This is a genomic window from Rhizobium anhuiense (assembly GCF_003985145.1).
GTDB classification, from domain to species: domain Bacteria; phylum Pseudomonadota; class Alphaproteobacteria; order Rhizobiales; family Rhizobiaceae; genus Rhizobium; species Rhizobium anhuiense.
In genome coordinates, this window is record NZ_ML133537.1 from 73,788 (window position 1) to 93,609 (window position 19,822).

At 61.8% G+C, this 19,822-nt stretch carries 22 protein-coding genes; 9 read left to right on the plus strand and 13 right to left on the minus strand.

Annotated elements, in window-relative coordinates; translation table 11 throughout:
- Positions 1–167: 167 nt before the first annotated feature.
- Both EEQ99_RS29310 and EEQ99_RS29315 read right to left on the minus strand, forming a co-directional pair.
- Positions 168–1,457, minus strand: coding sequence for an RsmB/NOP family class I SAM-dependent RNA methyltransferase (locus tag EEQ99_RS29310; protein ID WP_063474814.1), 1,290 nt, complete (start codon positions 1,455–1,457; stop codon positions 168–170).
- 122 nt (positions 1,458–1,579) lie between these two features.
- Positions 1,580–1,885 carry a septal ring lytic transglycosylase RlpA family protein gene (locus EEQ99_RS29315; RefSeq protein ID WP_244604868.1) on the minus strand — a complete coding sequence of 102 codons (306 nt, stop codon included), beginning with the start codon at positions 1,883–1,885 and terminating at the stop codon, positions 1,580–1,582.
- On the opposite strand from EEQ99_RS29315, the gene EEQ99_RS35255 reads away from it, so the two are divergent.
- On the plus strand, positions 1,785–2,084 hold the full coding sequence (locus EEQ99_RS35255; RefSeq protein ID WP_244604869.1) for a hypothetical protein: 300 nt from the start codon (positions 1,785–1,787) through the stop codon (positions 2,082–2,084). The genes EEQ99_RS29315 and EEQ99_RS35255 overlap by 101 nt on opposite strands.
- Positions 2,085–2,620: 536 nt before the next feature.
- Here EEQ99_RS35255 and EEQ99_RS29330 read toward each other — a convergent pair.
- From EEQ99_RS29330 to EEQ99_RS29340, 3 genes are read right to left on the minus strand one after another with little or no spacing between them, the layout of a single operon-like run.
- Positions 2,621–3,490, minus strand: a complete 870-nt coding sequence (locus EEQ99_RS29330) for an SDR family oxidoreductase (protein WP_127431551.1) — start codon at positions 3,488–3,490, stop codon at positions 2,621–2,623.
- On the minus strand, positions 3,490–4,647 hold the full coding sequence (gene queG / locus EEQ99_RS29335) for a tRNA epoxyqueuosine(34) reductase QueG (protein ID WP_063474812.1): 1,158 nt from the start codon (positions 4,645–4,647) through the stop codon (positions 3,490–3,492). Before queG ends, EEQ99_RS29330 begins: the two co-directional genes overlap by 1 nt.
- A gap of 12 nt (positions 4,648–4,659) precedes the next feature.
- Positions 4,660–5,352, minus strand: a complete 693-nt coding sequence (locus EEQ99_RS29340) for a glutathione S-transferase family protein (protein WP_028758378.1) — start codon at positions 5,350–5,352, stop codon at positions 4,660–4,662.
- 230 nt (positions 5,353–5,582) lie between these two features.
- On the opposite strand from EEQ99_RS29340, the gene EEQ99_RS29345 reads away from it, so the two are divergent.
- Complete coding sequence (locus tag EEQ99_RS29345; RefSeq protein WP_097543185.1) at positions 5,583–6,380, plus strand: undecaprenyl-diphosphate phosphatase; 798 nt, start codon at positions 5,583–5,585, stop codon at positions 6,378–6,380.
- 675 nt (positions 6,381–7,055) lie between these two features.
- Here EEQ99_RS29345 and EEQ99_RS29350 read toward each other — a convergent pair.
- The 7 genes from EEQ99_RS29350 to dnaN form a co-directional block, all read right to left on the minus strand.
- A complete protein-coding gene (locus tag EEQ99_RS29350; RefSeq protein ID WP_028758381.1) occupies positions 7,056–8,036 on the minus strand; it encodes a complex I NDUFA9 subunit family protein in 981 nt (326 codons plus the stop codon).
- Between the two features lie 113 nt (positions 8,037–8,149).
- Positions 8,150–8,437: a DUF1330 domain-containing protein gene (locus EEQ99_RS29355; RefSeq protein WP_028758382.1), complete on the minus strand. Its 288-nt coding sequence runs from the start codon at positions 8,435–8,437 to the stop codon at positions 8,150–8,152.
- 28 nt (positions 8,438–8,465) lie between these two features.
- Positions 8,466–9,173, minus strand: a complete 708-nt coding sequence (gene pyrF / locus EEQ99_RS29360) for an orotidine-5'-phosphate decarboxylase (RefSeq protein WP_028758383.1) — start codon at positions 9,171–9,173, stop codon at positions 8,466–8,468.
- A gap of 6 nt (positions 9,174–9,179) precedes the next feature.
- Positions 9,180–9,761, minus strand: coding sequence for a histidine phosphatase family protein (locus EEQ99_RS29365; RefSeq protein ID WP_028758384.1), 582 nt, complete (start codon positions 9,759–9,761; stop codon positions 9,180–9,182).
- 1 nt (position 9,762) lies between these two features.
- Positions 9,763–10,362 carry a phospholipid N-methyltransferase PmtA gene (gene pmtA / locus EEQ99_RS29370; protein ID WP_028758385.1) on the minus strand — a complete coding sequence of 200 codons (600 nt, stop codon included), beginning with the start codon at positions 10,360–10,362 and terminating at the stop codon, positions 9,763–9,765.
- Between the two features lie 96 nt (positions 10,363–10,458).
- Entirely contained in the window at positions 10,459–11,370 is a 912-nt protein-coding gene (locus EEQ99_RS29375) for a DUF72 domain-containing protein (RefSeq protein ID WP_097543186.1), read from the minus strand.
- Positions 11,371–11,424: 54 nt separating this feature from the next.
- Positions 11,425–12,543 (minus strand): DNA polymerase III subunit beta, encoded by a 1,119-nt coding sequence (dnaN, locus tag EEQ99_RS29380; protein WP_028757665.1) that lies wholly within the window; start codon positions 12,541–12,543, stop codon positions 11,425–11,427.
- 93 nt (positions 12,544–12,636) lie between these two features.
- On the opposite strand from dnaN, the gene EEQ99_RS34790 reads away from it, so the two are divergent.
- The 4 genes from EEQ99_RS34790 (at position 12,637) to EEQ99_RS29395 (ending at position 14,688) form a co-directional block, all read left to right on the plus strand.
- Complete coding sequence (locus tag EEQ99_RS34790) at positions 12,637–12,795, plus strand: hypothetical protein (protein WP_164735984.1); 159 nt, start codon at positions 12,637–12,639, stop codon at positions 12,793–12,795.
- On the plus strand, positions 12,792–13,709 hold the full coding sequence (rsmI, locus tag EEQ99_RS29385; protein ID WP_097543188.1) for a 16S rRNA (cytidine(1402)-2'-O)-methyltransferase: 918 nt from the start codon (positions 12,792–12,794) through the stop codon (positions 13,707–13,709). The genes EEQ99_RS34790 and rsmI overlap by 4 nt, the downstream gene beginning before the upstream one ends.
- Positions 13,699–14,067 (plus strand): YraN family protein, encoded by a 369-nt coding sequence (locus tag EEQ99_RS29390; protein WP_097543189.1) that lies wholly within the window; start codon positions 13,699–13,701, stop codon positions 14,065–14,067. Before rsmI ends, EEQ99_RS29390 begins: the two co-directional genes overlap by 11 nt.
- Before the next feature lie 117 nt (positions 14,068–14,184).
- Positions 14,185–14,688 carry a cupin domain-containing protein gene (locus EEQ99_RS29395; protein ID WP_028757730.1) on the plus strand — a complete coding sequence of 168 codons (504 nt, stop codon included), beginning with the start codon at positions 14,185–14,187 and terminating at the stop codon, positions 14,686–14,688.
- Between the two features lie 22 nt (positions 14,689–14,710).
- Here EEQ99_RS29395 and EEQ99_RS29400 read toward each other — a convergent pair whose 3' ends face one another.
- On the minus strand, positions 14,711–15,751 hold the full coding sequence (locus EEQ99_RS29400) for a LacI family DNA-binding transcriptional regulator (protein WP_097543191.1): 1,041 nt from the start codon (positions 15,749–15,751) through the stop codon (positions 14,711–14,713).
- Between the two features lie 333 nt (positions 15,752–16,084).
- Between EEQ99_RS29400 and EEQ99_RS29405 the strand changes: the two genes are divergently transcribed.
- The 3 genes from EEQ99_RS29405 (at position 16,085) to EEQ99_RS29415 (ending at position 19,766) form a co-directional block, all read left to right on the plus strand.
- Positions 16,085–17,071, plus strand: a complete 987-nt coding sequence (locus tag EEQ99_RS29405) for a sugar ABC transporter substrate-binding protein (protein ID WP_028757440.1) — start codon at positions 16,085–16,087, stop codon at positions 17,069–17,071.
- A 141-nt stretch (positions 17,072–17,212) separates the two neighbouring features.
- A complete protein-coding gene (locus EEQ99_RS29410; RefSeq protein ID WP_097543262.1) occupies positions 17,213–18,748 on the plus strand; it encodes a sugar ABC transporter ATP-binding protein in 1,536 nt (511 codons plus the stop codon).
- A complete protein-coding gene (locus tag EEQ99_RS29415) occupies positions 18,732–19,766 on the plus strand; it encodes an ABC transporter permease (protein ID WP_028757442.1) in 1,035 nt (344 codons plus the stop codon). Before EEQ99_RS29410 ends, EEQ99_RS29415 begins: the two co-directional genes overlap by 17 nt.
- Positions 19,767–19,822 lie beyond the last annotated feature (56 nt).

The window sequence follows — 19,822 nt, forward strand, 5'->3', positions numbered from 1 at the left end:
ACGCTCTAGTTTGGAATGGTTTTAAGGATGGGCAGGTGTTGGCAAAGCTGCCCGTCTTGAACGGCATCTGTTTGAAAAGTCGGCAGCATCTGCGCCGTCTCGCCGTGCTGGGCAGCGTCATTCCGCCGCGGGCGTCACGATCCGCTATTGGCCTTGGCCGAGCCGCCTCAGCCCTTGCGCTGCATGCGGCAGAAGAAGAAGCCGTCCGTATCGGTGGAGGCCGGCGTCAGCGTCACTGTCAGGCCGTCGGAAGAATGCGGACGCTGGGCGTCTTTTCCAAAGAGCTGATCCCAGGCGGGCAGGGCGCTGACGATCTGAAAATCGGGATTGTCGGCCGTGAAGCGGCGCACCTGTTCCTCGTTCTCCTGCGGCAGGACCGAGCAGGTGACGTAGATCAGCTCGCCGCCCGATTTGACGAAGCCGCTCGCCTGCGTCAGCGCATCCTGCTGCTGGGCAGTGCGCTCGTCGAGGTTCTTTGCCGTCAGCCGCCATTTCGTATCGGGACGGCGGCGCCACGTGCCGGTGCCGGTGCAGGGCGCGTCGACCAGCACCTTGTCGCAGCGCCCGGCAAGGCCGGAAAGCGCCCTGGCGTCGTCATGCACCTGGACATTGCGCGTGCCCGCCCGCTTCAGCCGTTCGATGATCGGCGCCAGCCGTTTGCGGTCGGCGTCATAGGCGTGAACCTGTCCCTTGTTCTGCATGGCCGCCGCCATGGCGAGCGTCTTGCCGCCGCCGCCGGCGCAATAGTCGAGAACCTGTTCGCCGTCGCTGGCCAGCACCAGATCGGCGACGATTTGCGATCCCTCGTCCTGCACTTCGAACCAGCCTTTCTGGAACGAAAGCTCGGCTGTGACGTTAGGAAGACGCGAGGCGCCTTCGCCGGCGGCAATCCGGATGCCGTAGCGGGCGATCCTGGCTGCATGCGCGCCGGCCCTGTCGAGCGCCTTGACGACCTTGTCGCGGGACGCCTTGAGGCTGTTGGCGCGCAGATCGAGCGTCGGGCGGGCGGCAAGCGCCTGTGCCTCGGCCAGCCAGTCGGCGCCGAAGGCCTGTTCGAAGGAGGATTGGACCCATTCGGGAATATCGCCGCGGATATGCGGCGGCGCATCGCTAAGCGAGCGGCTTTCAAAGGCCGAGACGGCCTCGGCCGAAAGCGGCGGCGGCGCAAATTTGTCATCCGCCAGCTCGGTGGCAAGACTGTCGGGGGTAAAACCCCATTGGCGGAACATGACGGCATGGGCAATGGCCTGAGCACTGTCGTCGTCCATCAGCCAGGCATGGGAAAGCCGCATGCGCAGGGCGTCATAGACGATGTTGCCGATCGCAGCACGATCGCCGGAGCCGGCGAAGCGGTGCGCAAGGCCCCAGTCCTTCAGCGCGTCGGCGACAGGGCGCTTGCGGGCATCGATGTCCGCGAGCACAGAAATCGCCCCTTCGAGGCGGCCGCCCAAACGCATTCACATGTCTCCTGTTGCCGTGGCGTGCGATGATCCGCAACAGGCGCGACAGTCGCGGGCGGATTGTTCACAAGTCTCAACCGCGTGGTAGCCGCGATTGACGGCAAGAGCAAGGGTTGGGCTCAGCTGATGACCTGGTAGCAGACTTTCGCAGTGCCGGAGCTCACCATGCCGATATTCTGGGCGGCGGCGCGCGACAGATCGAGCACGCGGCCGCGGATGAACGGACCGCGATCGTTGATGCGAACGACGACGGTGCGGCCATTGTTGCGGTTGGTGACTTTCACCTTGGTGCCGAAGGCAAGCGAACGATGTGCGGCAGTCAAGATGGCAGGATTCATACGTTCCCCGGAAGCAGTTTTGGAGCGAAGTGCGTACCATGAAGCACCGCCGCAACCATTGCCAGCAAAACCTTCCGCCGGAAGCATGGAAGAACAGGCTGCAATAGTTGCCGCGGCGATAATAGAACGACGTATTTTCTTCAAAACAGAGTATCCCTCAACTATTGAACTCACGCCCTTGCAGGCGGCGGGGCTTAAATCTGTTAAAAAGTGGCGAAAAAGTGCCGCCATCGTTCACGGAATATTACAATCTGTAACATTCGTGAGTGTTTCGGCGAAATTTTAGAAATCGACGGCAATCGTCAATGTGGAAAAAACATAATGAAATCAGTTAAAATACGAACGAATTTTCCGAAGAAGTAGTTAACGCCCTGGCGTTCACGAAAATCGCAAAAATATTTTTCCGATTTCGCCATATTTGTTGCCACATTTGGGCAAATTCAAAGGCCGTTAACCATAGTATGCGGCGAAAATTGTCCCACCAAAGCGCGAAAGTAGGAATTTCCTACTCATTTTGGGTGAGTAACCCCTGTTTGCAAACAGCAGCCTGATCTAGAGCCTTTCCGGATTAGATTGAAGCATTCTGCCGGAGCAGGTTTTCGTCAGGACAGAGGCGATTGGCGAAGGGCATACCTCTTGGTACGGTCGAGCCGATCGCCTTTGTCCTGGCGCAAAGATGCCCGGCCCTTCGGGTTGGCTGAAACGGGCCGGCTGATCGACCGGCCGGCTTGGCCGTAGAGCTGGGCTACGACGCGCGCCGGCCGGTCGACCATCCGACTCCGTTTGAGCCAACAGAATGCTGCAATCTAACCCGGAAAGGCTCTAGCCGCGCCAGCGTCCGTCCTGCCACAATTGCGCAAGCGACATGGGATAGTTCGGGAAGGAGAATTGGAAGCCGGTGGCCTTGAGTTTCGCATTCGAGATGCGTTTGTTCTCGCCGTAGAAGGAGCGTGCCATCGGTGATAGTTCGGCGGTCTCAAAAGCCTGCTCCGGTGGCGGTTCGACACCCATCAGGCGGGCTGCCTCGACGATCACGTCTTGCGGCGGGGCGGGCCGGTCGTCGGTGACATTATATATACCGCCGAGCCCGCGCTCCGACAGGAAGCGGGTCGCCGCGCCGATATCTTCGACGCGGATGCGGTTGAATACCTGGTCCTTCTTGATCAGCCGGCGCGCCGTGCCCTTTTCCAGATTGCAGAAGGCGTTGCGGCCCGGCCCATAAATGCCGGAAAGGCGCAGCACGGCCGCCGGCACACCGCGCTCCCGGCCCATCGCCAGCCAGCCCTCTTCCGCCTCGAGCCGCTCCTTCGAGCGCCCGGAAACGGGCAGGCAGGGCGTTTCCTCGTTCACCCAGGCGCCCTTATGATCGCCATAGACGCCGACGGTGGAGAGATAACCGATCCATTTGAGACGAGGCAGCAGGCTTGCGCCATCTTTGCCAAGCAGCCGCAGCAGCGGGTCGGCCTGCCCGGGCGAGATCGACTGCACGAGGTGCGTGACATCGGCCAAAGCCCGGCGCAGCCCTTCTTCCGTGGTCTCGCCGTCGAAAAGGAATGCGTCGATGCCGTTCTGGCGGAGCACGTCCATCTTGTCTGGCGAACGCGTCGTGCCGGAAATACGCACGCCGTCGCCTGATAAGGCCTTGGCGATCGCCGTGCCGGAATAACCGCAGCCAAAAATCATCACATGCATCAGCCCACTCCCGCCAATCGCCATTCGTTCAAGACGTCGTCATCTCTCTCGTGAGCCCTTTGTGCGGCAAAGGCAGAGAATTCGCCAGCCTCCATCAGCCGTGAAAGCGCCCAGACCGCCATGCCGCGCACGACAGGCGAGGGATCGCTCGCGAGCATGCGACATTGCCCGATCAGCGCCGTCTCGCCGGAATTGCCGGCGGCGATCAGCACGTTGCGGACGAAGCGGTCGCGGCCGATCCGCTTCACCGGCGAGCCGCTGAAGAAGGTGCGGAAGGCGGCATCGTCAAGCGTCAGCAGAAAGGCGATCGACGGTTCCTTCAGCTCTTCCCGCGCCTGCAGCTTCATCTCGGAGGCGGAGCTTGCGAACTTGTTCCAGGGACAGGCGGCAAGACAGTCGTCGCAGCCATAGATGCGATTGCCGATCAGCACGCGCAGATCGGCGTCGATCGGTCCCTTGTGCTCGATGGTGAGATAGGAGATGCAGCGCCGCGCGTCGATCTGGTAAGGCGCCGGGAAGGCAGCCGTCGGACAGATGTCGAGGCAGGCGCGGCAGGAGCCGCAATGATCGTTCTCCGCCGCGTCGACGGCAAGATCGGCAGTGGTGAACATCGTGCCGAGGAACAGCCAGGAACCGTGCGTGCGGCTGACGAGATTGGTATGTTTGCCCTGCCAGCCGAGCCCGGCGGCCGCCGCCAGCGGTTTCTCCATGACAGGCGCCGTATCGACGAAGACTTTCACATCGGCGCCGGCGCGCGCCGCAAAGCGCGTGGCGATCTCCTTCAGCCGGCCCTTGATGACGTCGTGATAATCGCGGTTGCGGGCATAGACTGAGATAGCTGCCTTATCAGACTTGTCGAGGATACCGCGCGGATCTTCCTCCGGAGCGTAATTCAGGCCGAAGACGACGACGGAGCGCACCTCGCTCCACAGTGTGCGCGGATCGCCGCGCCGGTCGCGCGTCTCCGCCATCCAGTCCATCGTCCCGTGGCGCCCGGCATCGATGAACTGGCCGAGCCGTTCCTTGGCTTCGGGGATCGCGTCCGGGCGCGTGATGCGGCAGAGATCGAAGCCCTTGGCGGCAGATTCCGCCCGAACGAACTCGGTCAAATTGTCGCGGCGGCGGCGCTCTTTGTCGTCATTCTTCGGTTCGGGCATGAAGAGCCCTCGTCAGAAATCCAGATCGGCATAGTGTGAAACCGGTGTCAGGCCGCGCACGCGCTCGGTCAGCATCGGCCGGAAAGAGGGACGCGACTTCAGCCGCTGGTACCAGTCCTTGACGACGGGCGCGTCCGCCCACTCGATTTCGCCGAGATAGTCGAGGATTGAGATCGACGCCGCAGCGGCAAGATCGGCATAACTCATCCGCTCGCCCGCCAGCCACTGACGCGAGCCGGCAAGCCAGGTGAGATAACGCATATGCTGGCGGATATTCGCGCGGGCCGTGCGCAAAATCTTCGAATCCGGGGCTCCGCCGCCCTGATCGGCGGTCATCTGCAACTTGTAGACACGCTCGCGGGCGAGCGGCTTGGTCACGTCGTTTTCCATCTTCTGCATGAACCATTCGGTCAGCCGGCGGATTTCCGCCCGCTGAAAGGGGTCTTCGGCGAGCAGCCGCCGGTCGCGTTTCAACACGCCGTGGGTCTCGTCCAGATATTCGGAAATAACGCTCGCGCCGCAGAGCGCGCGCATGCTGTCGTCGACATAGACCGGCAGCGTGCCGGCCGGATTGAGCGCCAGGAAATCCCGGCGCTTCTCCCATGTCTGCTCCTCGATCAGATCCGCCTGATAGCCGTATTCCGCCAGGATCAGCCGGACGAAGCGAGATGCGGATGACATGGGATGATGATAAAGCGTGGGCATCGATACTCGGGCTTTGTGATTGCTGTTACAGGACTGTGTGGCAGCTCAATTATAGCGCCCTAGTCATGACTCATTGGTTGAAGCTATAGGAGCTTGGCCCCGCCAATACAAGCGAATCGGATTTTACCCCATCTGACGATGGCGAAACACGGTCTAACGAACGAATGGAAGCGGCAGCCTGATCGACCCAAGCGCTCAGGCCCGGCCGAACTTTAAACCGGAGACGATGTATGGATTATATAAATGCTGCAATTCTCGGTATCATAGAGGGGATCACCGAATTTCTGCCGATCTCGAGCACCGGCCACCTGATCATCGCCGAGCAATGGCTCGGACACCGGTCGGACATGTTCAATATCGTCATTCAGGCGGGCGCCATCCTCGCCGTCACCATCATCTATTGGCGTCGTCTGCTGGATCTGGTGCTCGGCTGGCGCGAGCCTGAGAATCGCGATTATGCCGCCAAGCTGATCGTCGCATTTCTCATCACCGCAATTCTCGGCCTTGTGGTCAAGAAGCTCGGCTTCGAACTTCCCGAGACTGCAACGCCGATCGCCTGGGCGCTGATCATCGGCGGTATCTGGATGATCTTTGCCGAATGGGCGGCCGCACGCAGGCCACCGCACAAGGAGATCACCTGGCTTGTCGCCATCCTGGTCGGCATCGCCCAGATCGTTGCGGGCGTGTTCCCGGGAACGTCGCGCTCCGGCGCCACCATCTTCGTCGCCATGCTGGCCGGCACGGGCAATCGTGCTGCGGCAACCGAATTCGCCTTTCTCGTCGGCATCCCCACAATGTATGCCGCAAGCGGCTATGAATTGCTGAAGACGTTCAAGGATGGCGGCGCGGCTGGCGAAGACTGGACGGCGCTCGGCATCGCCTTCGTCGTTTCCACCATCGTCGCCTTCGTCGCGGTCAAATGGCTGCTTGCCTATATCAGAAGCAACCGGTTCACGCTGTTTGCCGTCTACCGCATCATTCTCGGTGTCTTGCTGCTCGGCATGGCTGCGACCGGCTTGATCGGTTGAGGCTTCCTTACGAGTCTGCATTCGCGCAAGTCCCGGCGCGAATGCAGTGCCTGTCGGAAGGTGGCGAACGAATACCCGCGCCCCGCCAAGCGTCGATTTTTCAGATAGCTATATTGAGAATAGGCGTCTGCCGCTGCTTTTGAAGCAGGCAATACCGAGCGTTCATTGTGGAGCGCCCTTGTTCGGCGTTCCCGACGGCTTGTCGTTATGAGATGCCGGCGCAGAGGGCCGACCTTTTCGTCAATGGCTGATCGAAGCCGTCGAGCAAGGATCGACGCCATAGGCCGGCGAGCAGTCACCCTTTACCGCCGCGACCGAACCGGGCGCAACGAAGGAGCCTGCCAGGATAATTAGCGCCGCACACGCAAAAAGGAGCGCGATTGACTTGCCCATCGAGAAATGCCTTTCACAGTGATTGCCGCACGCTATCGCAGGCGTTGAAACCGTCCGAAGACGCGCGGGTTTGGTAGTCAGTGGAATGACAAATAGCAATAAACGTTCCTGCTAAATTTGGCGTTAATTCCACAAAATTTCCGATGCGTCTTTTATGCAACGCCGCGTAATATGACCGGCAAACAATCATTTCAAACTTGCGCCAGCTTTGCGTGAAGCCACGACGGCAAAACGCCGTCCGCATTGTCTGCGAACGGCGTTGTCAGAAGGCTGTAAAATTGGTCAGGCGGCCTTGCCGGTGCCGGTGTACTGGCCGTGCGGGCGATAGTGGACGAGGTAGGAGCCGAGCACCGATGCCACCATGGTGGGCGTAATACCGAGGCCCTTCAGAGTGCGGCCTTGCGCCTCGGCTTCCCCGGAGACGACATTGTCGCGCTTCAGCATGCGCACCTGATCCGGCGTGATCGGTGGCGTCACAAAGGGGACCAGCGAGGCGATGCTGCCGATCATTGAAGCGATGCCGAAAGGCAGGGATACCAGTGGGTTCTTGCGGCACGTCACCTTCAGCATCGTCTCGAGACATTCGCGGAAGCTCAGCACCTCGGGCCCGCCAAGCTCATAGATCTTGCCGCCGGCGACCTTGCCGTCGACGGCGCGGGCGACGGCCTCGGCGACATCCTCGACATAGACAGGCTGGAATTTCGTCTTGCCGCCGCCGACCAGCGGCAGGATCGGCGACATGCGCGCCATCTCGGCGAATTTGTTGAAGAAGCTGTCCTCCGGTCCGAAGACGATCGACGGACGGAAGATCACTGCATCGGGCTTGACCGAGAGGATGGCCGTTTCGGCGCGACCCTTGGTGCGGCCATAGTCCGAATCGGATTTCGCGTCGGCGCCGATCGCCGAAATATGGGTCAGCGTCGCGCCTGCCCCGCGCGCAGCTTCGGCGACCGCACGGCCGCCGAATTCCTGCACGGCGTCGAAAGTGTTGCGGCCGGCCTCGTGCAGAATGCCGACGCAGTTGACGACATGGCTCGCACCGTCGACGGCGCGGTCGATCGAGTTGCGATAGCGCAGGTTCGCCTGCACGAAGGAGATCTGGCCGACATTGCCGAGCGGCTGCAGGAAGCCGGCGAGATCGGGACGGCGCACGGCGACGCGGATGTTGTAGCCGCGCTTGGCCAGCGCCCGGACCACGTGCCTGCCCACGAAGCCGGACCCTCCGAACACGGTGACGAGCGGCGGCAGGTTGGCAAGGGTCATGGCAGGCTCCTCGAGAGGCTTGGCGGGATGCTTAATTGGCTCTCGTCTTAGCCCAATCCCGACGCGACGGGAAGGCCCATCGTACCGTCAGTTTTGCGGGATGCGAAGCTGCTCTAGACGCCTTCGACGACGACCATTTCCGCATCGGCCACTTCCTGGCGGATTTTCGCGGCGATCTGGTATTCCGGCGAATTATAGCAGTCGACCGCATGCTGCAGCGAGGGAAATTCGATCACCACGTTGCGCACGCGCGCCTTTCCCTCGAGTTCGGTGAAGGCGCCGCCCCGCGCCAAGAAATTCGCCCCATATTTTTCGAAGGCCGGCTTGGCGGCCGCCACATAATCCTTGTAGCGCTCGGCATCGCGAACGTCGACGCGGGCGATCCAGTATCCCTTGGCCATGGTCTTCTCCCTTTTGTCGTTGAAACGATTAGCGGTTTGCCGGCCAGAGCGCACTCACCATCTCGCTGAGGATGGCGCGGGCGGCCTCTTTCGGATCGGGCGCCTTGACGATCGGCCGGCTGACGACGAGATGCGTCGCCCCCGCCTTCAGTGCGTCGAAAGGCGTCATCACCCGCTTCTGGTCGCCCTTGTCGCTGCCGGCCGGGCGAATGCCGGGGGTGACGATCGCCATGTCGGGGCCGACGATCTCGCGCACCTCGGCCGCTTCCGCCGCCGAACAGACGATACCGCCCATGCCGGCTGCGCGCGCCTGTTCGGCGCGGCGCAGCACCAGGCTGTGCGGATCTTGGCTGTAGCCGGCCTCGGCAAGGTCGTCGGCGTCCATCGAGGTCAGCACGGTGACGCCAAGCAGGCAGAGGCCGGAGCCGGCGGCCGCCTCGACCGCCGCCCTCATCGCTTTCGGATAGGCATGCAGCGTCAGCATCGACATGCCCATCTTGGCGATGTTCTCGACGCCGGAGGCAACCGTGTTGTCGATGTCGAGCAGCTTCATGTCGAGGAAGATCTTCTTGCCGCTTGCGGCAAGATCGCGGGCGAATTCCAGGCCGCCGGCAAAGACCAGCTGATAGCCGATCTTGTAGAAGAGAATGTCGTCGCCGAGCGTCGAAACCAGTCTTTCCGCCTCGCCGATCGTTGGAACATCCAGGCCGACGATCAATCGCTCGCGTGCGTCCATGTGAAGTCACCCCCGCCAGTCTTCGATGGGCGTCCAGTCGCATGTTAGGCCGAGATCCGCAAGGCCGAAAGCATAGAGATTGCCGCCGCCGCCCGGCTGGTCGCGGTCGCGCGAAATCGGTCGGCCGGCCAGATGGCATTTGAGCAGCGTGCCAACGCCGCCATGGCCGACAAAGGCGATGGGTGCAGCCGCATCATGCGTGGCAAGAACGGCGTCGAATGCCTCGACGATGCGGGCCTGCGCATCGACGGCGCGCTCCCAGCCCTTGAAGCTCTGTTCCGGATGGGCGAAGAACCAGTCGGCCGCCTCTTCGAATTGCGGCGGCGGCAGGAAGCCGGTGGCCGAGCGGTCGTTCTCGTGCATGGCGGGCACGACCTCGATGCTTAGACCGGAGGCGACTGCCAGGATCTCAGCCGTCTCGATCGCCTTCGTCTCGTCGCTGGAAATGATGCGGGTCAGCCGCTTGGCCCAATCGCTCGACGCAGCCTTACGAGTGCGTTCGGCGCCGACATCGGAAAGCCCCCATTTCGGCACAGGCACGTTCGCGTCGATCTTGACCTGCGGATGGGTGACATAGATCCCGAACATCTCAGCCTCGCTTGTAGATCCACAGCTGCGCCGGCGGAATGTTGCGGACGACGAAGTCGAAATGCTGAATGTGATAGCGGTCGGGATTGGCGGCGATCGGCGAGATCGCGCCGTAGGAGATTTGCACCACCGGCCGTCCGGCCGGTAGGCGGTCGAGCAGGCTTTCGAGCAGCGACACCCGCATCGCCATCGGGAAGTTCAGCAGCGGAATGCAGGAGATGACGCAATCGAAGGTCCGGTCGCCGTAGTCGCCGAGCGTGGCCTGAAGATCGAAGGCATCGCCATTGATGAAGTGCACGCCGGGATAGGTCCGCAGCAGATGTTTGTGGAAATCCGTCGAATATTCGATTGCGACGAGATTTTCCGGCCGGACGCCGCGGCCGAGGATGGCCTTGGTGATGGCGCCTGTGCCCGGTCCGAGTTCGAGCACCGGCAGCCCGGAATGGATGTCGACAACGCTTGCCATGCGCTTGGCGGTGATCGAGGAGGTCGGCACGATCGAGCCCACCGTTTTCGGCCCCTGCATCATGCCCCGGAAGAAGCGGATTTCGTCATCGAACTTCTTGCCCAGCCGTTCCTTCACCTTGACCCGTAAGCTCATTCTCCACCCATCCGCATGTTGATCGAATGCCCTTAATATGCCGCTTGTCGCTGAAGGGACAAGGATTTTCGCAACAAGGACATCGGCATCAACAACTCATGCCGCTTTTGGGTGGGAGCGAGGCATGAGATCGGCGAGCCTCTGGCTTAAGTGATCGGCGTCGACGGGCGCGCGCAGCTTCTTGTCGGTATTGTCGAAATAGAGATAGACGTCGCGGCCCTTGCTGCGCGCCGCAAGCGGCGCCAGCACCCGCGTCGCATTCTCCGGTTCTCCGCCGGTTGCCCAGGCGCGGATGCGTTGCGCCCAGATGTCGAGGGCTTCGTCCTCATAGCCGCTGACATAGAGCTGTTCGGAACCATGCAGGCGGCAATAGATGAAATCGGCGGTGATATCCATCAGCAGCGGCCATTTCACCGTATCGGCGCAGACGAGGGCGATCTGTTGGCGCCTCAGCATGTCGATGAAGGCGGGTGATCGGAAGCTCTCGTGGCGAATCTCCAGGGCATGGCGGATCGGCTGTCGTCCGTCGATTTCAAGCCAGGCTCGCCCCTTGACGTGTCCGTCGTGCCGCCGGGCCAGGTTTGCCGCCGCTTCGCCGTTATGCGGCAGCAACGCCAGGAAATTTTCGAAAAGATCGGGATCGAAAGCCATGTTCGGCGGGAATTGCCAGAGGATCGGCCCGAGCTTGGGGCCAAGCCGCAGCAGACCCGAGGCGAGGAAATTGGCGAGCGCCGTCTCGATATTCTGCAGCCGCAGCATATGGGTGATGAAGCGCGGTCCCTTGACCGCAAAGACGAAATCATCCGGCGTTTCGTCGCGCCAGCGGCCGAAGCTTTCAGGCCGCTGCAAGCTGTAGAATGTGCCGTTGATCTCGATCGAACGGAAATGCCGGGCGGCGTAGGAAAGCTCCTGCTTCTGCGGCAGGTCTTCCGGGTAGAATTGGCCGCGCCAGGGCGCATAGGTCCAGCCGGATATGCCGATACGCACCGTTCCCGTCTTTTTCGTCATCGGATCCTCCGCTTTGACAGGAGGAAAAACGGAGGCGGGCGGCCTTCGTTCCGGTCAGACGCGCATCGGCATCAGCACGTAGAGCGCATCGTCGCCTGCCGTGTCGCGGATCAGCGTCGGCGAGCCGGCATCGGCCAGCAGGAAGATCGCTTCTTCGCCGGAAAGCTGCGCGGTGATGTCGAGCAGGTATTTGGCGTTGAAACCGATTTCCATCGCATCGGTGTCGTAACCGACGGCGACTTCCTCGGTCGCACTGCCGGAATCGGGATTGTTGACGGTCAGCATCAACTGGCCCTCGGAAAGCGCCAGCTTCACGGCGCGGCCGCGTTCGGAGGAGATGGTGGAGACGCGGTCGACGGCCTGGGCGAAGCTCGTGCAATCGACGCGCATTTCCTTGTCGTTGCCTGTGGGGATGACGCGCTGGTAATCCGGGAAAGTGCCGTCGATCAGTTTCGAGGTCATGACGATCGAGCCGATCGTCAGCCGGATCTTGGCGTCGGAGACCTCGACCGTCACGACAGCCTCGGGATTGTCGACCAGCTTCTGCAATTCGCCGACCGTCTTGCGCGGAATGATGATGCCGGGCATGCCTTCGGAGCCGGAGGGCGCGTCGACATCGGCGCGCGCCAGCCGGTGGCCGTCGGTGGCGACCGCCCGAAGTTTCAGCTCGCCCTTGCTCTCGATCGTGTGGAAGAAGATGCCGTTGAGATAGTAGCGCGTCTCTTCCGTCGAGATCGCGAACTGGGTGCGGTCGATCAGCATCTTCAGGTCGGCCGCCTTCAGCTTGAAGCTATGCGTGAAGGTGCCGGCGGTGAGATCAGGGAAGTCCGATTCCGGCAGGCACTGCAGCGAGAATTTCGAGCGGCCGGACTGCACGGTCATTGCGCCGCCATCGGTGCTGGTGGCAAGCAGCACTTCCGAACCGTCGGGAAGCTTGCGGACGATGTCGTAGAGCAGGTGGGCCGGAACGGTGGTGGCGCCGGGCTGCTCGACGCTTGCCGGCGTCGCCTCGGTGATTTCGAGGTCGAGGTCGGTCGCCTTCATGTCGAGGTTCTGGCCATCGGCCTTGAGCAATACGTTGGACAGGATCGGGATCGTGTTGCGACGTTCGACCACGCGGTGGACGTGGTTCAGCGATTTCAACAGGTTTGACCGCTCAATAGTAATACGCATGGGATGCTACCGCTTTCGACCGTGACTGTCCGGGCGCATCGAGCACCCGAAGAATGCTGTCCCGACTTGAGGTCGGGGGAGTGGACGGGCAAAATGGCAGACTTCAGCATGGCTTTGCAAGAGGCATGCACGGTCGGGCGCCTGCATTTGCGGTTTTCCAGAGCAATGCTCACAGAAATCCGAACCCTTGCCGAAGTGGTGCCGCTCGCCCATAAGGGTTCGATGACGGCGGGACGAAAGCAAATGGCATGAATGAGGAAACCACAGCGGATGCCGCCACCCGGCGAAGCTTCCGCCTGCACAATGCGACGGTGCCGGCGCGGCCGCTGGAGCCGGCGCTCTATCTCGTCGCCACCCCGATCGGCAACCTCGGCGACATCACGCTGCGTGCGCTGGAAACGCTGGCCGGCGCCGATGTGCTCGCCTGCGAGGATACGCGCGTCACCCGCGTGCTGCTCGACCGCTACGGCATCCAGAACCGCCCTTTCGCCTATCATGAGCACAATGCCGACGAGGCCGGCCCGCGGCTGCTGCAGGCGCTCGAAGCCGGCCGGTCGGTGGCGCTGGTGTCCGATGCCGGCACGCCGCTGGTGTCCGATCCCGGTTACCGACTGGCGCAGCAGGCGATAGCGGCAGGTTACCGCGTCATTCCCATTCCTGGCGCCTCCGCGCCGCTCGCAGCCCTTGTCGGCTCCGGCCTGCCGAACGATGCGTTTCTTTTCGCCGGTTTCCTGCCGGCAAAGGACAAGGCCCGCCGCGATCGTCTGGGTGAGCTTGCCGCAGCCCCCGCGACGCTGATCTTCTTTGAATCGCCGCATCGCATCGGCGCTACGCTTGTCGCCGCTGCAGACGTGCTCGGAGCCACGCGATCCGCCTCCGTCTGCCGCGAACTGACCAAGACCTATGAGGAGTTCCGCCGCGGCACGCTTGCCGACCTTGCCGCCCATTATCAGCAGGTGGAAAACGTCAAGGGCGAGATCGTTCTCGTCATCGGTCCGCCGGAGCCGGTCGAGACGGATGAGGCCGACGTCGACGCCGTGCTCGCCGACCTGTCGAAATCAATGCCGACGGCAGGCGCCGCGACCGAGGCGGCCCGCCTCACCGGCTTGCCGCGCAAGGTGCTCTATCAGCGCCTGCTGGAGATCAAGAACGCCGATGGCCGATAGCGACCTCACCGCCATCAGGAGGAAGGCGCTGCGCCGGGGCCGCATGTCAGAATATGTCGCGGCCGCCTTCCTGATGCTGAAGGGTTACCGCATCCTGGCGCTGCGCCACCGCACCCGGCTCGGCGAGATCGACATCATTGCCCGCAAGGGCGATCTCGCCGTCTTCGTCGAGGTCAAGGCCCGGCGGGGCGAAGCTGCGGCGGTCGACGCCGTCTCCATCGCCGCGCAGAAGCGGATAAGGGCGGCAAGCGATCTCTGGCTCGCCCGCCAGGCGGATCAGGCCCGCCTTTCCCTGCGCTACGATATCGTGGCGATCATGCCGGGCCGGCTGCCGCGGCACTTCATTGACGCCTTCTGACCTCTTTCGACCCATCGGATTTCCGGATCGTTAAACTTTTAGTTCCCGCGTGAACCAGCTTCTTACGACTCTCTGCTACCCCAAATCTCGGTAGGGATAACAATTGGGGATTGTTTCATGGCCTGGAAGCTGATGCTTGCGAGTGCGGTCGCCATGGCCGCGCGCTCGGTGCCTTATGCCGTGGCGAAGCCGGCCGGGAAATCCTTCGTTGCCCATGCGAGCGGCCTGCTGCCGCTGAAGTCCACGCCGATCAACCCGGACTGGATCGTCAGCGGCAACCCGCAGGCCCGCACCGCCGAACATTCCCGCGGTCATGACGAGGCGTCGCTGACGGCGATCTGGGATTGCACGGCGGGCGAATTCCGTTGGTATTTCGGCTGGGACGAGACGGTAATGATCCTCGAGGGCGAGGTCCATATCACCGCCGAGGACGGCACCGAACGAACCCTCAGCACCGGCGACGTCGCCTTTTTCGCCGGTGGAACCTGGGCGAGCTGGCGGGTCGACAACTACGTCCGCAAAGTCGCCTTCCTGCGCAAGCCTTTCCCAAAGCCCTTGGCGATCGCCTACCGCCTCCGCAACATGCTGCGCAATGGCGGCAACCAGGGCATCGCCGCCTGAAGATCGATTTCGATTTTCGAGGTTAGTGCTTATCGGGCTGGGGCGGGGCGGTCGTCTCCCCCTTGAGAATCTCGCACGCAAACAGGATCGGATTGTCGAGATCAGGCGCAGTCTGCTTGTTCAACAGAACGGCGACCGCCGCTGCAGCCATGTCTTGAATCGGCTGCTTCACGGTCGTCAGGCGCGGCGTGGTCATGCTGGCGAGCGGGATGCCGTCGAAGCCCATGACGGAAAGGGCTGCCGGTATCGGGATTCCCAGATCATGCGCTGCCCGCATGCAGCCGATCGCCTGCTGGTCGGAACTTGCAAAAATCGCCGTCGGCCGCTCGTTGCGCGCCCGCGCCAGAAGATAATTTCCTGCCGAACGGCCGCTCTCATAGTCGAAAGCCGCCTCGGCAATCAGCGGTGATCCCGCCATTGCCGCGCGGCCGTCCGCCTGCTCGCCAGCCTGCTCGCCAGTCCGCTCGATCGCATCGAGGTAGCCTCTGAGGCGATCATTGGCGGGGACGGAGTGGCTGGGCCCGGAAATGAAGCCGATGCGGCGATGGCCGAGCTGCAGAAGGTGCTCGACGCCAAGGCGAACGCCATTGCGGTGATCGGCGGCAATGCCGGAATATCCTGGCATGAGACGGTCGATGACGACGATCGGCAATCCTTTCGGCAGCTTGATCGTATGGAAATCGATGCTCGGAACCAGAATGATCCCGTCGACCTTTCGGCTTGTCAGCTGCTTGATGCGATCAGCCTCTTTGGCCGCATGATCGAGCGACGTCATGACGATGATATTATAGCCGTGATTGGCCGCTGCCTGTTCCACGGATTGGACAAGTTCCGAGAAGAACGGATTGGTCAGATCCGGAATGATGATGCCGATGAGGCGGCTGACCTTGCTGCGCATGCTTCGCGCCGACGGGTCCGGCATATAGCCGAGCTCTTTGATGATCCCGGTAACGCGCGCCCGCAATTCCTTCGTCACCGAGGGATGATCGTTCAAAACCCTGGAAACGGTCCCGGTGGAAACGCCCGCAAGCTTGGCAACGTCTCTAATTCCGACCTTTGACATAACGGAAACAGTGGCCCTTCATCTTCGCCTTCACAACACGCCCGGGGCGTCTGATCGAGGCTTCCAGCTAATGGTCTTTGCGGCTCTCGTCAAAGGGCCGAATTTCATTGGGACGGCCCATCATCCATAGCATGAGCACCGCCACGCGCAATGGAAACGGTTCATCATTCACGCTTTTAGATGTTTTCGACGGGGTCATCTTTGAGGTCATCCGGCCCGAATTCGGCAGCTTGACAATTTTTTGGAGCGTGTTACCCAGATGGCGTTGGAAACGGTTCATTGCCGCGGGCAACTCAGATGGAGCTGAGCCCAGAACCGTTCGGGAGGAGAAAAATGTCCCATTCTATGAAGCGTGAATCCGTCTTGATCAGTGCGCCGCGCCGTACGGCGTTGAAGGTCGGACTTGCCGGCGCCCTGGCGCTGGCGCTGTCCTGCGGCGTGTCGCCCGCCTTTGCCGCCGGCAAGCCGAAGGTCGGCCTGATCATGAAGTCCTTGTCCAATGAGTTCTTCAAGCAGATGAAGGCCGGCGCCGACAAATATGCGGCCGAGAACAAGGACAAGTTCGACTTCAAGGCCGTCGGCATGAAGGACGAGCGCGATTTCGCCTCGCAGGTCGATGCCGTCGAAAACTTCGTCACGCAGAAATACGATATCATCGTCGTGGCGCCCGCCGATTCCAAGGCGATGGCGACCCCGCTGGCAAAGGCTGTGAAGGCCGGCGTCAAGGTCATCAACATCGACGTGCCGCTCGATGCCGATGCCAAGAAGAAGGCGGGGATCGATCTCGCTTTCTTCGGCCCCGACAATCAGGAAGGGGCAAAGCTTGCTGGCGATGCACTGGCCAAGGATCTGGGGCCGGGCGCCAAGGTCGTCATCCTCGAGGGCAATCCCGAGGCCGACAATGCCAAGGAGCGCAAGGAAGGCTTCATGGATTCCGTCAAGTCGGGCAAGCTTGAGCTTCTCGACAGCAAGACGGCCCATTGGGAGACCGAGGAAGCCAATACCGTCATGACGAATTTCCTGACGAAATATAAGGATATTCAGGGCGTGATGGCGGCCAATGACTCCATGGCCCTCGGCGTCGTCAAGGCGCTCGATGCGGCCGGCCAGGCCGGCAAGATCAAGGTTGTCGGCTTCGACAACATCCCGCCGGTTCAGCCGCTGATCAAGGACGGCAAGATGCTTGCCACCGTCGAGCAGTATGGTGCGCAGATGGCGGTCATGGGCATCGACTATGGCATGCGGGAACTGGCCGGCGAAAAATTCACCGGCTGGGTCAAGACCGACGTCAAGCTGGTCACGGCAGCCGATCTGAAATAGTCGGATTGCCAGCCCCAAAAGCGAATGTGGCGCCGGCTGCGGCCGACGCCATTTCCACCAATCGATTGACGCGTTGATCGCTCCGGGTGAGGCTCGTTTCGGGCCTCTCCGATGCGCGTTGCGCCGAGTTTCGAAGAGACCATGTATGAGGTCGACGTGTCAGACACAGCAGATGACGACATTCTGAGGCTGGAGGGGATCGGCAAGCGCTTCCCCGGCGTCGTGGCGCTCAAGGATGTCTCCATGCGGATCGGCCGCGGCAAGGGGCACGTTCTCCTTGGCGAGAATGGCGCCGGAAAGTCGACCCTGATCAATCTGCTCGGCGGCGTCTTCAGGCCGGATGATGGCCATATCCTGTTTGACGGCAAGCCTTATCATCCGTCCTCGCCCCTGGAGGCGTTCAAGGCGGGCATCCGGGTCATTCACCAGGAGCTGCATCCGCTTTCCAACCTGACGGTTGCCGAAAACCTGCTCTTCGAGCATCTGCCGCGCCGCTACGGCCTGGTGAACTACAAGGAAATGAATAAGAGGGCAGCCGAACTCCTGGAAGAGGTCGGCCTCGATGTGGCCCCAACGACGCTGGCGAGCCGCCTCAGCGTCGCCCAGCTTCAGCTGGTCGAGATCGCCAAGGCGCTTTGTTACGAAAGCAAGCTTCTCGTTCTCGATGAACCGACGGCAACCCTGACCTCCAAGGAGGTCGATCGCCTCTTTGAAATTCTGAAACGCCTGAAGCAGCGTGGCGTCACCACGCTCTATATCTCGCACCGGCTAGAGGAGATCTTCGAAGTCGGTGACGATGTGACGGTGCTGCGCGACGGCCAGCACGTGATCACCCGTCCACTGGCAGGGCTAGCTATTCCCGACATCGTCGAGCTCATGGTCGGGCGGAAGCTTTCGGATCACGGCATTTTCCGCGGCGACAGCGTGGTCTCAGGCGAGGCGCTCGGCGTCTCCGGCCTGAAGGTGACGCGCCATAGCCCGGAACTGTCATTTTCCGTGGCAAAGGGCGAGATTGTCGGTATTGCCGGTCTCGTCGGCAGCGGCCGGACGGAGGCGGTTCGCGCCATATTCGGCGCCGACGCCAAGGCGGCCGGCGAAATTCGCCTGAATGGCGAGCCGGTCGAGATCCATTCGCCGCAGGATGCTGTTGCGGCCGGGCTCTGCCTGGCGACCGAAGATCGCAAGATGCAGGGCTTGATGCTCGATATGAGCTGCGCCGAAAATACCACCATCACCGATCTCGCCAAGATCTCCCGCAACGGCTTGATCAAGCGAAGGGCCGAGGAGGATCACGCGCAGCGCCTCGTGCGTGAGCTGCGGATCAAGACCCCGTCCATCCGTCAGGCCGTCAGGACCTTTTCCGGCGGCAATCAGCAAAAGGTCGTCATTGCCAAATGGCTGTTCCGCGGTCCCAAGGTGCTGATTTTCGATGAGCCGACCCGCGGGATCGATGTCGGCGCCAAGGCCGAGATTTATGAGCTCCTGTGGAAGTTTGCGGCCGAGCGGAAGGGTGTGCTGGTCGTGTCTTCCGATCTGCCGGAACTGATCGGCATCTGCCATCGCATCATCGTCTTTTCCGACGGCAAGATCGCAGGGGAAATAGCCCGGGACCAATTCGACGAGAGCAGGATCCTTTCGCTCGCCTACAAGGAGTATAGCCGTGTCCGCCAACATTGAAGAACAGACCGAGGCGAAAACTGGGGCGAAAGAGGTGAGCGTCTGGGACAAGCTGATCCGGATCTCGATGAAGGAAGCGGGCGTCGCCATCGCCCTCATCCTGATCCTGGCGTTTTTCTCGGCGACGGCGCCCTATTTCGCGACGCCGGAGAATTTTCTGAAGATCTTCGTGCAGATCGCCATCAACACCGTGCTGGCCGCGGGCATGACCTTCGTCATCCTCGTCGGCGGCATCGATCTCTCCGTCGGCTCGCTGCTTGCCCTTTGCACGGTCATCGGTGCGACGATCATGATCAATCCGGCGTTTTCGCCATGGCAGGCGATCGTTCTCGCCTGTCTGGCGTCGATGGGCACCGGCGCCATCCTTGGCGCGGTCAATGGCTGGATCTGCGAGAAGTGGAAGCTTCCGTCCTTCATTGTCACCCTCGGCATGCTGAACGTCGCCAGCGGCCTGGCCCGCGTGGTCAGCGACAACTCCACGATAACAGGCCTGCCGCAGCCTTTCGTCGATTTCGGCAACCTGATCTTCTGGGGCATCTTTCCGTCGATCTTCCTGATTGCGATCGTCGTCGTCCTGATCGGCTGGTTCGTGCTGCGCTACACCGTCTTCGGGCGCTTCGTCTTTGCCATCGGCACCAATGAAGAGGCTGTGCGGCTGTCGGGGCATCAGCCGAAAAGATACAAGATCGCGGTCTTCACAATCTCCGGGCTGACCGCCGGCATTGCCGCCATGGTCTATCTGCTCCGCCTCAATGTCGGCAGCCCGGTTGCCGGCATCGGCTATGAGTTGAATGCCATCGCCGCCGTCATCATCGGCGGCACCAGCCTCTCCGGCGGCAAAGGCTCGATCATCGGCACGCTGGTCGGCGCCTGCATTCTGCAGGTGCTGTCGACGGGATTGCAGCTGCTCGGCGCCGACGACAATATCAAGCCGATCGTCATCGGCGCCGTCATCGTGCTCGCCGTTATTCTCGACAGCTATCGCGGCCGGCTGATGCGGATCCTTGAGACGCGATGATCAGGGTGCCCCGGAAGGCCTTGATTGGCCGTTGCGTTTGAAATCTGGCCGACCTA

Bases quoted from the DNA above. Each gene is read 5' to 3' on its own strand.
- EEQ99_RS29390 (WP_097543189.1), top strand. From the start codon at position 13,699: ATGGCCGATAGCGACCTCACCGCCATCAGGAGGAAGGCGCTGCGCCGG.
- EEQ99_RS29365 (WP_028758384.1), bottom strand. From the start codon at position 9,761: ATGTTCGGGATCTATGTCACCCATCCGCAGGTCAAGATCGACGCGAAC.
- queG (WP_063474812.1), bottom strand. From the start codon at position 4,647: ATGCCCGAACCGAAGAATGACGACAAAGAGCGCCGCCGCCGCGACAAT.
- EEQ99_RS29330 (WP_127431551.1), bottom strand. From the start codon at position 3,490: ATGCATGTGATGATTTTTGGCTGCGGTTATTCCGGCACGGCGATCGCC.
- EEQ99_RS29345 (WP_097543185.1), top strand. From the start codon at position 5,583: ATGGATTATATAAATGCTGCAATTCTCGGTATCATAGAGGGGATCACC.
- EEQ99_RS29405 (WP_028757440.1), top strand. From the start codon at position 16,085: ATGTCCCATTCTATGAAGCGTGAATCCGTCTTGATCAGTGCGCCGCGC.
- rsmI (WP_097543188.1), top strand. From the start codon at position 12,792: ATGAATGAGGAAACCACAGCGGATGCCGCCACCCGGCGAAGCTTCCGC.
- EEQ99_RS29395 (WP_028757730.1), top strand. From the start codon at position 14,185: ATGGCCTGGAAGCTGATGCTTGCGAGTGCGGTCGCCATGGCCGCGCGC.
- EEQ99_RS29315 (WP_244604868.1), bottom strand. From the start codon at position 1,885: ATGCTTCCGGCGGAAGGTTTTGCTGGCAATGGTTGCGGCGGTGCTTCA.
- dnaN (WP_028757665.1), bottom strand. From the start codon at position 12,543: ATGCGTATTACTATTGAGCGGTCAAACCTGTTGAAATCGCTGAACCAC.
- EEQ99_RS35255 (WP_244604869.1), top strand. From the start codon at position 1,785: ATGGCAGGATTCATACGTTCCCCGGAAGCAGTTTTGGAGCGAAGTGCG.
- EEQ99_RS34790 (WP_164735984.1), top strand. From the start codon at position 12,637: ATGGCAGACTTCAGCATGGCTTTGCAAGAGGCATGCACGGTCGGGCGC.
- EEQ99_RS29400 (WP_097543191.1), bottom strand. From the start codon at position 15,751: ATGTCAAAGGTCGGAATTAGAGACGTTGCCAAGCTTGCGGGCGTTTCC.
- EEQ99_RS29350 (WP_028758381.1), bottom strand. From the start codon at position 8,036: ATGACCCTTGCCAACCTGCCGCCGCTCGTCACCGTGTTCGGAGGGTCC.
- EEQ99_RS29310 (WP_063474814.1), bottom strand. From the start codon at position 1,457: ATGCGTTTGGGCGGCCGCCTCGAAGGGGCGATTTCTGTGCTCGCGGAC.
- EEQ99_RS29340 (WP_028758378.1), bottom strand. From the start codon at position 5,352: ATGCCCACGCTTTATCATCATCCCATGTCATCCGCATCTCGCTTCGTC.
- EEQ99_RS29375 (WP_097543186.1), bottom strand. From the start codon at position 11,370: ATGACGAAAAAGACGGGAACGGTGCGTATCGGCATATCCGGCTGGACC.
- pyrF (WP_028758383.1), bottom strand. From the start codon at position 9,173: ATGGACGCACGCGAGCGATTGATCGTCGGCCTGGATGTTCCAACGATC.
- EEQ99_RS29355 (WP_028758382.1), bottom strand. From the start codon at position 8,437: ATGGCCAAGGGATACTGGATCGCCCGCGTCGACGTTCGCGATGCCGAG.
- pmtA (WP_028758385.1), bottom strand. From the start codon at position 10,362: ATGAGCTTACGGGTCAAGGTGAAGGAACGGCTGGGCAAGAAGTTCGAT.
- EEQ99_RS29410 (WP_097543262.1), top strand. From the start codon at position 17,213: ATGTATGAGGTCGACGTGTCAGACACAGCAGATGACGACATTCTGAGG.